The sequence below is a fragment of the Natranaerobius trueperi genome, from assembly GCF_002216005.1.
Lineage (GTDB): Bacteria > Bacillota > Natranaerobiia > Natranaerobiales > Natranaerobiaceae > Natranaerobius_A > Natranaerobius_A trueperi.
Map to the genome: position 1 here is coordinate 1 of NZ_NIQC01000015.1, position 15,043 is coordinate 15,043.

At 34.9% G+C, this 15,043-nt stretch carries 11 protein-coding genes, 3 tRNA genes and 2 pseudogenes; 10 read left to right on the forward strand and 6 right to left on the reverse strand.

Going from position 1 to position 15,043, the window contains the following annotated elements; genetic code table 11:
- Positions 1-1,523 (reverse strand): annotated as a pseudogene (gene istA, locus CDO51_RS15675) (IS21 family transposase); the annotation flags it as partial.
- Between the two features lie 186 nt (positions 1,524-1,709).
- Here istA and CDO51_RS15180 point away from each other — a divergent pair.
- Together CDO51_RS15180 and CDO51_RS14250 are read left to right on the forward strand one after the other, a co-directional pair.
- Complete coding sequence (locus CDO51_RS15180) at positions 1,710-1,991, forward strand: reverse transcriptase domain-containing protein (protein ID WP_205842151.1); 282 nt, start codon at positions 1,710-1,712, stop codon at positions 1,989-1,991.
- 449 nt (positions 1,992-2,440) lie between these two features.
- Positions 2,441-2,785 (forward strand): group II intron maturase-specific domain-containing protein, encoded by a 345-nt coding sequence (locus CDO51_RS14250; RefSeq protein ID WP_240503524.1) that lies wholly within the window; start codon positions 2,441-2,443, stop codon positions 2,783-2,785.
- A gap of 147 nt (positions 2,786-2,932) precedes the next feature.
- Here the strand turns inward: CDO51_RS14250 and CDO51_RS07570 are convergent.
- Positions 2,933-3,977: pseudogene (locus CDO51_RS07570) on the reverse strand (IS30 family transposase).
- Positions 3,978-4,208: 231 nt separating this feature from the next.
- A complete protein-coding gene (locus CDO51_RS07575; RefSeq protein WP_089023690.1) occupies positions 4,209-5,762 on the reverse strand; it encodes a coenzyme F420-0:L-glutamate ligase in 1,554 nt (517 codons plus the stop codon).
- Between the two features lie 138 nt (positions 5,763-5,900).
- Here CDO51_RS07575 and CDO51_RS07580 point away from each other — a divergent pair, with 138 nt between their 5' ends.
- Together CDO51_RS07580 and CDO51_RS07585 are read left to right on the forward strand one after the other, a co-directional pair.
- On the forward strand, positions 5,901-6,605 hold the full coding sequence (locus CDO51_RS07580; protein ID WP_089023691.1) for a response regulator transcription factor: 705 nt from the start codon (positions 5,901-5,903) through the stop codon (positions 6,603-6,605).
- Positions 6,595-8,136 (forward strand): sensor histidine kinase, encoded by a 1,542-nt coding sequence (locus CDO51_RS07585; protein ID WP_089023692.1) that lies wholly within the window; start codon positions 6,595-6,597, stop codon positions 8,134-8,136. The genes CDO51_RS07580 and CDO51_RS07585 overlap by 11 nt, the downstream gene beginning before the upstream one ends.
- A gap of 9 nt (positions 8,137-8,145) precedes the next feature.
- Here CDO51_RS07585 and CDO51_RS07590 read toward each other — a convergent pair whose 3' ends face one another.
- Together CDO51_RS07590 and CDO51_RS07595 are read right to left on the reverse strand one after the other, a co-directional pair.
- Positions 8,146-8,526, reverse strand: a complete 381-nt coding sequence (locus CDO51_RS07590; RefSeq protein WP_089023693.1) for a secondary thiamine-phosphate synthase enzyme YjbQ — start codon at positions 8,524-8,526, stop codon at positions 8,146-8,148.
- A 17-nt stretch (positions 8,527-8,543) separates the two neighbouring features.
- Positions 8,544-9,260 carry a radical SAM protein gene (locus CDO51_RS07595; RefSeq protein WP_089023694.1) on the reverse strand — a complete coding sequence of 239 codons (717 nt, stop codon included), beginning with the start codon at positions 9,258-9,260 and terminating at the stop codon, positions 8,544-8,546.
- Positions 9,261-9,333: 73 nt separating this feature from the next.
- On the opposite strand from CDO51_RS07595, the gene CDO51_RS07600 reads away from it, so the two are divergent.
- On the forward strand, positions 9,334-10,104 hold the full coding sequence (locus CDO51_RS07600; RefSeq protein ID WP_089023695.1) for a tRNA (adenine-N1)-methyltransferase: 771 nt from the start codon (positions 9,334-9,336) through the stop codon (positions 10,102-10,104).
- A 691-nt stretch (positions 10,105-10,795) separates the two neighbouring features.
- On the opposite strand, the gene CDO51_RS15370 is transcribed toward CDO51_RS07600, so the two are convergent.
- The gene (locus CDO51_RS15370; RefSeq protein ID WP_420811487.1) at positions 10,796-10,972 is read right to left on the reverse strand and encodes a helix-turn-helix domain-containing protein; all 177 of its coding nucleotides are present in this window, start codon (positions 10,970-10,972) and stop codon (positions 10,796-10,798) included.
- Positions 10,973-11,151: 179 nt separating this feature from the next.
- Between CDO51_RS15370 and CDO51_RS07610 the strand changes: the two genes are divergently transcribed.
- The 5 genes from CDO51_RS07610 to gltA all read left to right on the forward strand — a co-directional run bounded on the left by CDO51_RS07610 (position 11,152) and on the right by gltA (position 14,278).
- Positions 11,152-11,227, forward strand: a tRNA-Val gene (locus tag CDO51_RS07610).
- Positions 11,228-11,262: 35 nt separating this feature from the next.
- Positions 11,263-11,338: transfer RNA gene (locus CDO51_RS07615), tRNA-Val, on the forward strand.
- A gap of 34 nt (positions 11,339-11,372) precedes the next feature.
- A tRNA-Val gene (locus CDO51_RS07620) sits at positions 11,373-11,448 on the forward strand.
- A 593-nt stretch (positions 11,449-12,041) separates the two neighbouring features.
- Positions 12,042-12,893: a sulfide/dihydroorotate dehydrogenase-like FAD/NAD-binding protein gene (locus tag CDO51_RS07625; RefSeq protein ID WP_089023696.1), complete on the forward strand. Its 852-nt coding sequence runs from the start codon at positions 12,042-12,044 to the stop codon at positions 12,891-12,893.
- Positions 12,878-14,278, forward strand: coding sequence for an NADPH-dependent glutamate synthase (gltA, locus tag CDO51_RS07630; protein ID WP_089023697.1), 1,401 nt, complete (start codon positions 12,878-12,880; stop codon positions 14,276-14,278). The genes CDO51_RS07625 and gltA overlap by 16 nt, the downstream gene beginning before the upstream one ends.
- Positions 14,279-15,043 lie beyond the last annotated feature (765 nt).

Genomic DNA, 15,043 nt, shown 5'->3' on the forward strand with positions numbered 1-15,043 from the left:
AAGCTGATCATAGGATGATAATGTATTTTTTGATCTAATTTCTGTAACTGTTTCGTTTTTAGGAATTTCTAATTCCTCATTTCGGTTACAGAGAACCTGAATCTTTTCATTAGATATCTCATTTGGTGAAATATGATCTAGGGAATCAATAGCCTTTTTGACTTTGTCCCAGCCTTTTTCACCGATGATTTCTATTAACTGTATGAAGTCTTTTGATTTTGAGGTATAATATTAATGGTATATTCTTTTTTAGTTCCGGTTATGCTTGCTTTAGGGCTAAGCTTCCTGCAAGTGCACCGGGCTTTTTTTTGAGTGTTTTTTGGTAGTGTTGAATTTGTATACTCCACTGTTTGTAACCGTGTTTTTCTCATGCTCTGCTATTAACCGGCTATTATAGTAGCACTTAATGTGTTTAGGATAAATTTTGGCAAAAATAAATTCCTCCACATACCGATCAGGTACAGAATAGTGACAATTATCAATACAGACAGTAGAGTATTTGTCTACTCTAAGTTCAGCAGTCCGTGCTGAATCATACGGAGGGAGGTGAGGGAGTAAAAACGCTCTTTCTTCCTCTAGTATTTCTAGAGCACTTTTATTATTGTTTGCCGCCTGGGGCTTAGAGTTTAGATGTTCACAAACTTGGGCCAAGTATTCTTGAGCTTTTAGAATAAAGTCAAATTCATCTTGAAAGCTAAAAGCTTTTCTTCTGACATACTCCACACTTCTCTCTACATGGCCCTTCTCCCATCCAGATTTAGCGTTACAGAATCTAAAGTCAAAGCCATAGTATAGGGATAATTTTAATAGTGATTCAGTCGGTTCTTTTTCTGAAGGGCCAACAAATTTTTTAACTGCTACTCTAGTGTTATCGTATACTAACTGATGGTAACTCCCTATAAGGTGTTCAAAGAAAACTGCATGAGCTTGTAGAAAGCTTTCTGTTTTTTGATTGTAAAACAGTACGGCATACCTGTAATTACCAAGGGCACCTGTGAACACTGCTAGCTGTAATGTTATAGGCTTGCCATCGATGGTTAGTTTTACATCTCCCCAGTCAAATTCAACTTGGCCGGGGGAATAACTTTGCTTTATGTAAGACTTTCTATATTTTTTTTCTAATGATCGTACAGCATTACATACTGTGGTGTAGCCAATGCTAAATCCATCATCTAATAGCGCTTCGTAAATATCTATCTTTTTCTTTTGCTGTTTTTTGCGGCCACTATTACGTTTTTTCTCATTTTCTTGAAGATGGTACTTAATTTGATCTAATACTTCATCGGTTAATTTTACTTTACTGCGGTTGCTAGTATCATATCTTGGTTTTTCCTCTATACTTTGAACTAATTCCTCACTTTGGTCTTTCCCATTTGAAAGTTCAGCTCTATTTGCCTGTATTCTTTAATGTATTTCCTGACTGTTTTTCTATCAATACCAGTCTCTCGATGAATTGCACTTTGTGATTTTCCATCATGGTAATGTTTTAAAATTATTGCTTGTTTATCTTTCAATGTTATCATTCTCCCCCGAACCCCCGAACCCCCGAACCCCTTTAGATTAAATACATACAAGGGGATTCTATTCTAAAGTGGGGGATTTTTCAACTGAAATGGTGGGGTACTTTTAAGTTAACATGTATAGAAAATAAGGATGCATTTCAAAAGAGCCTGAGAAGTGCGAGATACAAACCTCAGCCAGTCAGACAAGTGGAAATACCCAAACCTGATGGTGGGGTAAGGCTTCTTGGGGTCCCAACAGTCATGGACCACATGGTTCAACAGGCACTAGTGCAAGTACTGCAGCCAATATTTGAACCGAAATTTTCTAATAATAGCTTTGGGTTTAGACCAAACCGCAATGCCCAGCAAGCGATCAAAAGAGCAAAAGAATACTACGAACAAGGCTACAAATATGCAGTTGACATAGACCTAACAAAATATTTTGATACCGTGAACCATGACTTGTTAATAGGTATGGTAAGGGAATAGGTAAAGGATGAAACCATCATACGACTCATACGCTCATTCTTAAAGAGTGGGGTTATGACAAATGGGCTTTTAAAACCTACTACCAAAGGCACTCCGCAAGGTGGAAACCTGTCCCCATTACTTAGTAACATTTATCTCACTAGTTTTGATCGCCTACTTGAGGGTAGAGGACATAAATTTGTGAGGTAGGCCGATGATTGTGTTATCTACGTTAAGAGTAAAAGAGCCGTTGAAAGAGTAATGAACAGCTGTATAAAGTACCTTGAAGAGAAATTAAAACTTAAGGTAAACCGAGAAAGAGCAACACTGGGAGCCCACTTAAGCTTAAGTTTCTTGGCTTCTCCCTCTACAAAGTTAGAGGCAAGGCTGGAAGACGACCACACCAAAAGTCCATAAAACGGTTCAAGGACAGGGTACGGCAGATAACAAGTCGTAAGCGTGGCAGGTCGATTCAACAGATACTTAAAGAACTTAAAAAATTCATTACAGGCTGGTTGGGTTATTTTGCTATTGCAGATATGAAGAAAAGAATTACTGCTCTTAACGAATGGATTAGGTGTAGAATTCGAATGTACTTGTGGAAGCAGTGGAAGAAAATAAGTGCGAGGTTCAAGAACTTCAGACGACTTGGAATAACTAAAGGTAAAGCCTGGGAATGGGCAAACACTCGGAAAGGCTATTGGAGGATAGCCAATAGCTGGATATTATCAAGGTCATTAACAAATGAATACCTCGCATCAATTGGATATGATGACATATCCAAAAGATACGAGGTACTGCACTTAAATCATTGAACCGCCAAGTACCGGACGGTACGCTTGAGTGGTGTGAGAGGTCGGTAGATAAATTAATTATCTACCTGCTACTCGATTATGTAGATAAAAAATTTTTAAAGCTAAATTGCAATATTAAATTGAACATGTTTCTAACTGTAATATATGTCACTTGATTAGAGCGCTACAGTGTTCAAAGAATGGCTCATCTGGAGATAAATAACCAAGTATCCGTCTGGGCAAAGTGTTGCACCAGGCTTGAACTTTAGCTATCGAATCTAATGAGTAATCCAATAGGCTCTTGCCCTTGGGAATGAATCGTCTAATAAGTCCATTATGACGTTCATTAGTGCCTCTTTCTTCAGAAGAGTAAGGATGGGCGAAATAAACCTTGATTTCGTTATTTGCTTCTAATGTAGCTAGTTCAGCAAACTCTAAGCCATTGTCAGCTGTAAAACTTTTAAATACCTTTGAAAAGTTATCACCCATTTCAATAGCTATGTTTTTAGACACTCTTGCACAGCTTCTGTTGTTTTTGCTGGAATCTTACGTATGATTTCTTTACGAGTTACTCTTTCAGTAATGGTAAGTAAAACTGGTTCATTTTTTGTTTTCTTACCAATCAAAGTATCAATTTCCCAGTGACCAAGACTTGGCGGTTATCTACCTCTTTAGGGCGTTCACTAATACTAGTACCTAAATTCTTTTTGTGTTTCCTTACCCGTTTAGATTTGGTAGAACGTCTAGTCTTTAGGGGCAGATCAATATTTTTGCTGTTTAGTAGACCTGCATCAACGTAATTGTACAGCGTTTTAGTTGATACCATGGTTTCTTTTGCAAATTCTTTATTCTTTTTGGCAGAGCCACAGATGGCATCAAGAGAAAAGTTAGAATTCCAAAATAAGTCAGCAGCATAGGCTATAAACTCTTCACATTGTAAAAACTTAAACTTGGGTCCACAGTTCTTTCTATTTTAGTTATATACTCTTCGGCCTACATCAGGGTAATAGATCTCACAGACTTTATTCTGCTTGATCTGAGTAACAGTGCCTCTTTTCAATTCATTTCGAATGGTGTTAGGTGATCTGTTCAAGAATTTTGCTATATAGTTGGGATTGTACCCTTGTCTATTTAGTAGCTCAATTTGTCCCCGCTCAAAGTCATTTAAGTGTTTATTCTTGCGGGATGTTGGTGTATTATTAAGGTAATCCATAGTGTGCATCCTTCCTGTAATTGGTTATTTTGTGGTGATTTAATCATATTACAGTTGGGTCCACTATGGAGTTTTTATTTAGTTCAAATTGATTTTACAATTAAGCAAAAATTTTTAAACTTAAGTATTGCCGTAATTCTGCTTATTTACCATTTAAAACTATAAAAGGATTGAGACGTACACCACAGGAACTCAATCCTTTTTATAGTTATAGTAGTTTAGACTTTATGATTAATTATCTATCTTAAACCCTCTTACTAATACAATTGGAGTACCTGCATCTGCAGAACCTGTAATTAAGTCAGCCATCGATCCTAATATGCTCGTTACACTTCTTGGGGTAGTACCTAAATCTTCATTTGTACTTTCATTAGTATTAAGCAGTATGTCTTTGATTTCTTCTTTTTTATGACCTTGTCTGTGTAGTGTGTCGACTTGTAATTTTAATTTAGAGCCCTCACGTAATGAGGCTCCACGTAAGCCAGTGCTAGCTCCAATAGCGGGGTGAGGATCAGCTAATTCATATATGCCTGTATCAGGATCTTTATAAGCACCGTCTCCAAAAATTAAAACCTCTACATTCTTACTAGTGAGATCTTTAATTTTCTCTTTAATTTCATCAGCTGTTTCATGAGGGTTATCAGGTAATAGTTTTAGTATACCTGAATCCATATCTGATACATTAGAACCTACTAATCCCCATGGAGAATCTCCTATGTCTTTTATAGTAATAACAGGCACTTTTGCCCCAAAGGAACTAAAAAGTTCCTTTAATTTATTTCTTTCGTGTACAGCGCCTATACATATACCATTTATATAACCCATTTCGTAAACTTTTAGTGGATTATTAGTGAAAATTACGTTGCCTTGCGCCCCTGTAGACCGAATTATATCTAAATATAGTTCTCGGTAGTCTTGATTAGTAATAGGATGTGGGAATGTTCGATCTCCTAATTCTTCGGTGTAAATAGCCTCTGGATCATAATAACAGTTAATTTGATCTCCGTAATTTATTGTTTGTACTTCATAGTTTTGGTTGGAAAGATATTCACTAGCATTTACAATAGTAATAGTGTTATGTTCAAGACTGACAGCTATGGCAAGAGCAATTTGTGCACCAGGGACATCATTTTGTACTCCTATTGCCTTACGAGAAGTTTTTTCAAGTCCTTCAAAAGTAACTTCAGCAACAGCTAAGGTTCCGTCTGGAGTTCGTAAAGTTAAATCAGCGATACCGTTACCAGTTATTTTTCTTATACTTTCAATAGTGTATCCTAATTCTTGAAGTTTGAGAGCTGCAATAATTTCTCGAATCAATACATTTAACTGAGGTGTACTACCTCTAGTCTCTCTTAAGCTTTGAAGTGTTTTTTTCAAACGAAGACGAGTTTGTGCGAAATTTTCATCCATAACTTGATTTCCAACTTCATCAAAAGGAATAGGGAACTGAACAACAACTTTGCCACCTTCAGTAGCTAAAGATAAAGCTTTTAAGATCAATGCGAATCTATTTCTACTAGCTATTGGACTGATAACCCCAATAGTACTTTTAGGTGACAGACTCAAATTTCCTTTAATTTCATCAGCTAATTCTTTGCAGGAAACATATTGATTCTGAGACCTAGCTACAACGGCTTCAGTTACACAAACTATATCGTTATCAATAGCTATGTTTTTTACCGTATTAGCAGTTATTTCAGAAATGTCATCATTAGGTAAAATCAAATCTGTTGTCAATCCTACAGCAGCAACACCAGAATTTTCAGGTAGAGAGAAATTGCTCATTTGATCACGCTCCTTAAACTAAGTAAATTTACATACTTTAATTATAACATTTTTAGTAAAACCTTGCCTATTAGCAGGAAAATTTTAATTAAGAGCTAATTAAATATAATAAATAAAAAATTACATGGAGGTTTCATTATGGTGGAACAGAATATTTTAGTTTTAGATGATGATAAAGATTTATGCAATATGGTTAAGATGACCCTAGAACATGAAGGTTTTGTTGTTGATACAGCTTATGATGGAAATACGGGATTATCCTTAGTAGAAAAAAAATCATATCTAACAATTATACTTGATATTATGTTGCCGGAAATGGATGGTTGGGAAGTATGTTATAAAATAAGAAACTTAACAAATAATAATAAAGTTCCTATTGTTATGTTAACAGCAAAAGTAGATGAAGATGACAAAATTATGGGATTGAAGTTAGGAGCTGATGATTATATCACCAAACCATTTAGTCCGCGTGAACTAGTCGCTAGAGTACGTGCACTAATTAGGCGCGAACAAGATTTTAAAAAAGCTGATGAAACGCTAGAAAAAGGAGAACTAATAGTTGACTCACAAAGCTATAAAGTATATGTTAAAAACCAAGAACTTGACTTACCTCCAAAAGAATTTGAACTTATTTATTTACTTGTTAAAAACGCAGGAAGAGTTTTTACACGGGAAGATATCTTAGAGAAAATCTGGGGTTTTTCTTTCGCTGGTGGTACAAGGACTGTTGATGAGCATATTAAAAGATTAAGAAGAAAACTCGAAAATCATAGTGATTATAACTATATACAAACTGTTTGGGGTGTAGGATATAAATTAGAGGTAAAAAAAGATGTTGAATAAGTTAAAACCTCAAACTTTATTCTCAAAACTAATATTAAGCTATCTAGTTGTCATATTAGTCACATTATTAGTTTTGAGTGGGATTATGTCATATTTAGTTGAAGAGTATTTTTATGGTGCACGTGAGTGGGAAGTCAATACGCAAGCACGAAAGATCGCAGATATGTTAGAAGAACCTTTAATTGAAAATAATGTAAAAGAAGTTATTGAGAAAGCGCAAACCCTGTCAAGGTCTATGGAAGCGGAAATAGGGGTCTTTGATGAACAGGGAGAAAATATTGTTGTTGTAGATTATTTATCAGATGAAAATGATGAGGCGACAGTTGAATTTGAAGATCAAGAAATTGAACATGTTTTAATGGGAAACTCTTTAACCAAGAAAGTTGTAGGTCCTCAAACAGAGAGATTATTAATAGCGATTCCAATATATAAAGATTTAAATGAGTATGAAGATGATGATTTAGACTTAGAGAATTATATTAATAATCCTGACGAAGAATTTAATGATAATGACGAAAAAAAAGTTGTTGTTGGATTAGTAAGTGTGAGTGTTCAATTAGCGGGTATAGAAGACACAATCGCAAATATAAGTAGAATTACAATAACATCTGGTGGTATAGCGGTTTTAATAGCCATTATTTTTGCACTTACGTTGTCAAAAAATATTACTAGACCTTTAAGTTCAATTAATAAGTCGGCCCAAGCGTTAGCAAAAGGGGATTTTACTAAAAATGGCGATGATGAGATATCGCAAACGGATGATGAGCTAGGGAAAATATCACAAACTTTTAACTTAGCTGCACAAGAAATAGAAAACAATATAAAAGAGCAAAAAAGGTTGGCTATATCTAGAAAAAATCTAGTTGACAATGCTTCTCATGAATTTCGAGGGCCTTTAAGTTCAATACGAGGATATAGCGAGTTAATGTTAGATGGTATTGTTTCTAAGGATGATTACGATTATTACATACAACTTATATGGAAAAATGCAGTCGAATTAAATAAAATGGTAGATAAGTTGTTAGACTTGTCTACTATGGAAAGTGGAAAATTAAACTTAGAAAAAGAACTCTTGTACTCTCGAGAGGTTATTGAAAGTTCAATAGAAACTGTTACACCTATGGCAGAAAAAAAGAAACAACAAATAAAAACTGATAAAATTGAAAATGATCATTCATTCTTTGGGGATAGACATAGAGTCAAACAAATCATTGTTAATTTATTAAATAATGCAATACAGTACACGCCTGAAAAAGGGCAAATTATAGTGAGAAGCTTTAAACAAGATACATGGTGTGCAATCCAGGTTGAAGATAATGGTCAGGGTATCCCTGAAGATGAAAAGCCTAATATATTTCAGAGATTTTACAAAGTTGATAAATCACGTGAAAGAAGTAGTGAAAATAAAAGCTCCGGTTTGGGACTTGCTATTGTAAATGAATTAGTAAAACTACATAATGCTAAAATTGAAGTAAAAAGTGAGCAAGGTCAAGGAAGTGTTTTTACAGTTTATTTTCCGCTATACAAATAAATAGGTGCCCTAAACCAGAATTTTAACTCTTCTGGTTCTAGGGCCATCAAATTCACAAAAGAAGACACCTTGCCATGTTCCTAAGTCTAATTTATTGTTCTTCACTGGTAAAGTTATACTACATCCTACTAAAGAACTTAATAAATGAGCTGGACTGTTACCTTCCATATGACTAAAAGCAATGCTTGGTACTAGCTTTTTAAATGCAGTTTCTAAGTCATTTACTACATCACTATCACAGTTTTCATTAACTGTGATTGCAGCAGTTGTATGTGGCACGAATATTGTAATAGTTTCACTATCCATTTTACTAGAATCAATGAAATTTTCTATTTCTTGTGATATATCTATTAACTCGATATGTTTAGATGTAGTTAATGTTATATCCAAAGCGGATACCTCCCTAGTTAACAAAATATTTCTACAGGTGCAGTAAAAAGATCAGAAATTTTTTGTAGCTTATTTGAAGCTACAGGAAAAGCTCCTGGTAGTGTTGTGGTTCGACTGATAGTATTTAACTGTACTTTATCTACTAGTATATAGTTGTTAACAAATTTTGAAAGTTGTGTTAGTTCTTCATATGAATCATTTACACCGGACACTAATAAAATTTCTAGCCAGATCTGACCAAGGAATTTATGACTGAACTTCTCTAAACCATTTTTAATATTATGTATCTTTATTTCAGGATGAGGCCTATTGACTTGATGTAGAGTTTTTTGTGTAATAGCGTCTAAGGAAGGTATGACTAAGTCTGCATATATTAAGTCTTCTTGAACTTCTTCAAGATGTATTAAAGTTGAGTTGGTGATGACAGCGATGGGAATATTTAGAGCTTTTATTTTTTTAATCATGGTACCTAGTTTGTTATGTAATGTAGGCTCTCCAGAACCTGAGAAAGTGATATAATCTAAGCTGGTTGGTAAAGATTCGACTTTATTATAAATTTGATCTATGATATTGTCAGTTATTGTGTATTCTTTTCGAGAAAGAGTTAAATTTTGAGTTGGGAGTCCTTCTTCACAATAAATGCAGTCTAAGCTACAATCTCTATCAGGAGTAATATTTATACCAAGAGAAGTCCCTAATCTACGAGAATTGATAGGGCCATAAACATAATTCATTATTATCCCTCCCTTAGGAATATATTACAACAAATTTGGGTTTGATGCAAAATATTAAGAAGAGGTGATTAATATGACTAGCGGATTAGAAACTAAGAGAATGATAACTGATGGAAAAAAATTTAAAAAAGTAGTTGATCTGAAAGCAGACCAAATACAATTACCTACTGGAATTATGACAGGAAAAGAAATTAATGATATGACACCTGGTTCTTCTTTTTATGTTAATAAAAAAAAGTATTTTTTATTTGAATGTACACTAGCAGATTTTTTAGATAAAAAGCTAGAAAGAAAGACACAAATAATGTATCCAAAAGAAATAGGTTATTTGATCTATAATTTAGATATTTCCCCAGGAGATGTAGTTGGCGAAGCAGGGACTGGATCTGGAGCTATGACTTTATCTCTTTCTAGAACTGTAGGGACTGATGGGAAAGTTTATACATATGAAGAGAGAGATGACTTTATTAAAAATATTACTAAAAACATTTCAAAAGGAACTAAATTTGATAACATTAATTTAAAAAATCGGTCTATAGATAATGGAATAGACGAAAGAGACCTAGATGCTTTTATAATAGATTTACCAGAACCATGTAATGTAATTAAACAAGTAAGAGAAGCCCTAAAACCTTCAGGAAATCTTGGTATATTAGTGCCGACGTATAATCAAGTGAGTGATGTAATTCCAGTGCTGAAAGAAAACGAGTTTTTTCTAATTGAGATTGTTGAGTTAATGGCAAGAAGATTAAAGCATAATCCAAACAGACTTCGACCAGAAGATACGATGATAGGACATACAGGATATTTGATTTTAGCTAGAAAGTTAGTTAGTGAGAAATGATATTTAAAACAAAAGCTAATTGCAATATTAAGTTGAACTAGTTTCCAACTGTAATATAAAAAGTGTTACTTAAGTAGAACACTACACTGTTCTAAGAACGCCTCGTCTGGAGATAAGTAGCCAAGGATCCGTCTGGGTAAGGTATTACACCAAGGTTTAGACTTTAATAATTGTTGTGATGAAAAATCAGAGAGACTCTTCCCTTTTGGGATGCAACGTTTAATCAAGCCGATATGTTGTTCGTCAGTTTCTCTTTCTCTAGAAGAGTAAGGATGTGTAAAGTAAACTTTGGTGTTGCTAGTTTTCTTTAATTATGCTAGATCTGCAAACGTTTTCCTCTCAGTAATAGTTAGCAACACAGATTCAGTTTTTGTTTTCTTAAAAATCACGGTGTCAATTTCCCAGTGACCGAATACTTGACGAGTATTTATTTAGATCGTTCTCTAATACTCGTCCTAAGATCTTGTTATGTTTTCTAATTCGTTTAGGTTTATTCCTGTGTCTAGTCTTTAGCGGTAGATCGATGTTTTTAATATTGAGTAAACCTGCATCAACGTAATTTTGAGAGACCCATAAATAGAATCCAAAGAAAATTTGGAATTTCAAAATAAATTTGTAGTATGATTGATGAAGTCTTCACATTATACATTATAAAACTTAAATTGAGGTCCGTAGTTCTTTCGGTTTTTTTCTAGGTCACTGTACCTCTTTTTGGTTCATTATGAATTGTGTTTGATGCTCTATTTAAAATTTTACCGATAGCGTTTAGGCTGTAGCCTTGTTTATGCAGTAACTCGATTTTTCCTAGCTCGAAATCATTTAGATGTTTATTCTTGCGAGAAGTTGGTGCATCATTAAAGTAATCCATAGTGGGCACCCTTCCTATAATTAGTTATTTTGTGGTGATTTAATTATATTACAGTTGGGTCCACTATGGAGTTTTTATTTAGTTCAATTTGATTTTACAATTAAGCAAAGAAAATTTATTAGAAATTGTAGTTGACAGATAACAAATTTTACTGTAAAATTATATTTGTTCAGTTGAGAGGGCGGATAGCTCAGCTGGGAGAGCACCTGCCTTACAAGCAGGGGGTCACAGGTTCGAGCCCTGTTCCGCCCACCAACAATTTCGACATTGAAAAAGTGAAATTATCATATGGGCGGATAGCTCAGCTGGGAGAGCACCTGCCTTACAAGCAGGGGGTCACAGGTTCGAGCCCTGTTCCGCCCACCAACAATTTCAACATTGAAAAAGTGAAATATTATATGGGCGGATAGCTCAGCTGGGAGAGCACCTGCCTTACAAGCAGGGGGTCACAGGTTCGAGCCCTGTTCCGCCCACCATTTAGACATAACGGGCATTCAAGTGGTTGACCAAAAAAGTATTCAAACTAAAATTTACCTTAAAATATGAAGATCACTTTCTTGTGGTTCAATAATACTTGGACAAAGGGAGTGATTTTTTTATGCTATTTTACAGTTAACTGTTATAATTCTAATTCAATATTTACTTGATACCAACGCTCTCGAGATTTGCACAGATTATAAAATTCCAATGTTCACTTATGGTACCACAACACCTAAAATATAGAGATCCAAGGAATATAACAGAGCCTAATTTTAAACATAAAAGCCATAAACCCTGTTATAATCGTATTAAGAACAGCATCAAGTTGTCCACAGTTTCGTAATAATGCCACTCAGTCAAGTGTTTTAAAATTTCAGTTCAAAAATGTTAAAATTATAAATTTATAGAAGTTACTTTTCTCTGAAAAATCAATTATATAAGGGTGGAAAAAAATTGGTTTGTATATTATAATTATATTAGTATAGTTGTTACATTTAACTTACAATAAGGGGGGGTATTTCACCTTTATTTTTTTATGAAGAAGCAGAAGTTGTTTTGTGAAAATTAAAACGAATGGAGGGGTGATCAATTGTATAAAATTGTTCGCAAAGAAGTGCTATCACCTGTTATTAAATTGTTCGAAATCGAAGCATCTCATGTTTCAGAAAATGCAAAGCCTGGTCAGTTCGTGGTTCTGCGTACGGATGAAAAGGGCGAGAGAATACCTTTAACTATTGCAGACTTTAATCGTGAGGATGGGACTGTAACTATTATAATTCAAGAGGTTGGGCGTTCTACTAAAGAATTAGGCAAATTAGAAGAAGGCGATTATGTTGTTGATTTTGTAGGTCCTTTAGGCAAGGCCACAGAGATTGAAAAATTAGGTCGGGTTGTTTGTGTAGGTGGTGGAGTAGGTATTGCACCAGTCTTTCCCATTGCTAGGGCTCTAAAAGAAGCAGGGAATGAGGTAATTTCTGTCATTGGTGCTCGAACTAAAGAATTATTATTCTGGGAAGAGAAAATGGCTGATGTAAGTGATCAATTATATGTTTGTACAGATGATGGCAGTTATGGTCATAAGGGTTTTGTGACTGATGTTATAAAACAAGTTGCAGAGGATGTGGAAGTAGAACATGTATGGGCAATTGGACCTATGCCAATGATGAAAGCAGTGGCTGCCACCACTAAACCATTAGAATTAAAAACAACTGTTAGTTTAAACCCTATTATGCTTGATGGCACAGGTATGTGTGGTGCTTGTAGAGTGAGTGTTGGGGGCGAAACAAAGTTTGCATGTGTTGATGGTCCTGAATTTGATGCACATGAAGTTGATTTTGAACTGGCTGCCCGTCGTTTAGCGTACTATCAAGATGATGAGCACAGGGTAGAAGCTGCCACAAATCACAGCGATGGAGGTGCTTGTAAATGTCACGAAAAGTAAAGACTAAACATGAAATGCCAGTTCAAGATTCGAAAGAAAGAATTACTAATTTTGATGAGGTTGCTTTAGGATACAATGAAGAGAAGGCTTTAGCGGAAGCAAATCGTTGTCTCGAATGCAAAGTTCCTAATTGCATGAAGGGTTGTCCAGTTGAGATAAATATTCCTAAATTCATTGGTGCGATAAAACAAAAGGATTACAAGGAAGCTATCAGAGAGATTAAAACAAAGAATAGTCTTCCAGCTGTATGTGGCCGTGTTTGTCCTCAAGAGGCTCAATGTGAGAAGTATTGTGTTATTGGTAAAAAAGGTGACCCAGTAGGAATTGGGCGTTTAGAGCGCTTTGTTGCTGATTGGGAATTTGCTAATGAAAACAGCTCATCTTCTATGGAAGTAGGGGAACCCACAGGTAAAAAAGTTGCCATAGTTGGATCTGGACCAGCTGGGTTAACTGCGGCTGGAGATTTAGCTAAAATGGGACATTCTGTAACAATCTTTGAAGCACTTCATGTACCCGGTGGTGTGTTAATGTATGGTATCCCTGAATTTAGATTACCAAAGGATATTGTTCAAAAGGAAATTGATAAAATTAAAGAATTGGGTGTAGATATAAAGGTGAACTATGTAGTTGGTAAAGCAGGGTCTGTAAAAGATTTTCTTGAAAATGGATATGATGCTGTATTCGTTGGAACAGGAGCAGGCCTACCGTATTTCATGAATATTCCAGGCGAGAACCTTAATGGGGTATATTCCGCTAATGAGTTTTTAACTAGAACTAATTTAATGAAAGCATATCAATTCCCAGATTATTTAACACCTGTAAAAGTTGGCAAACGTTTTGCAGTTATTGGTGCAGGTAATGTAGCCATGGATGCAGCAAGATGTGCATTGCGATTAGGTGCAGAAGAATCTTATATCGTATATCGTCGTTCAGAAGAAGAAATACCGGCACGGGCTGAAGAGATAGAGCATGCTCGAGAAGAAGGGGTTAAGTTTCTGTTGTTAACAAGCCCGGTTGAATTTCATGGTGATGAAAACTATAATTTAAATAGTATGACATGTATTGAATATGAATTAGGTGAACCGGATGATTCTGGACGTCGTCGACCTATACCAATTGAGGGCTCTGAATACAAGATGGACGTTGAAAACGTAGTACTTGCCCTGGGTCAAGGACCAAATCCATTAGTGCCTAGTACTACTCCTGGGTTAGACTTGACCAAAAAGGGTAATATCTTGACAAATGATGAAACTGGTGTTACATCTATTCAAGGTGTATTCGCTGGAGGAGATATAGTAACTGGAGCAGCTACTGTAATTGAAGCAATGGGGGCAGGAAAAAAAGCTGCTCGCGCAATTGATGAGTATATAAAAAGTACTAACTAGAAACAATTTTATAGTATCTAAGTAGTAGAGCCCCTCACCGGTAGATATGTTAAATTTCTACAAGAGGGTTTCTTAATGCTTCCATTTGTTTTGGATGGTTTTGCAAATCCCGAAGTGTTAGCATTAAGTGAACTGCTATTTAAATAATCTACATCTAACTTTAACAAGGTCTACTAGGAAAAGAACCACACAAGACTTCTTTTACAATATAATGTATATGGGCGGTATTATATATTACTCAATTAAAACAAACTTATTATAATAGATGTATTCTGTTTGGTGAATAGAGGAATAGATACAATAACACTACCTCAACTACATCTTCATAATGACCTCTAGAAGAACAAGAGGTAAGTCTGTAATCAATGTGTTTCTGCATGTTCAACTTGAGCTATAACAACTAGGTTGGGGTATACTCAACAGGAACCTAGAAGACAGAAAAAGTTAAAATGAATGAAAATGGAACTTTAAAAGTTATAGGCGATAATAAAGACTTTAAGTATATTGTTAAACAGTTTAGTATTAGTCATAACAATGTGAAATTACAGTATTATATCATCAAAGTTAAATACTGAAGCAGAAAGTAATGTTAAATCTATGGTTAATAGTAAACTTAAAGATGTATCTGTAAGTACCACTAATCGATAAATTATCATAATATGAAGACAGTTAACAATGAAATTATTTTCAAAATACGGTGGTAACTATAGTGATACTGATGCAGCGGACTTTTCCTAATGTATAATATATTTCTGGAAAATTATT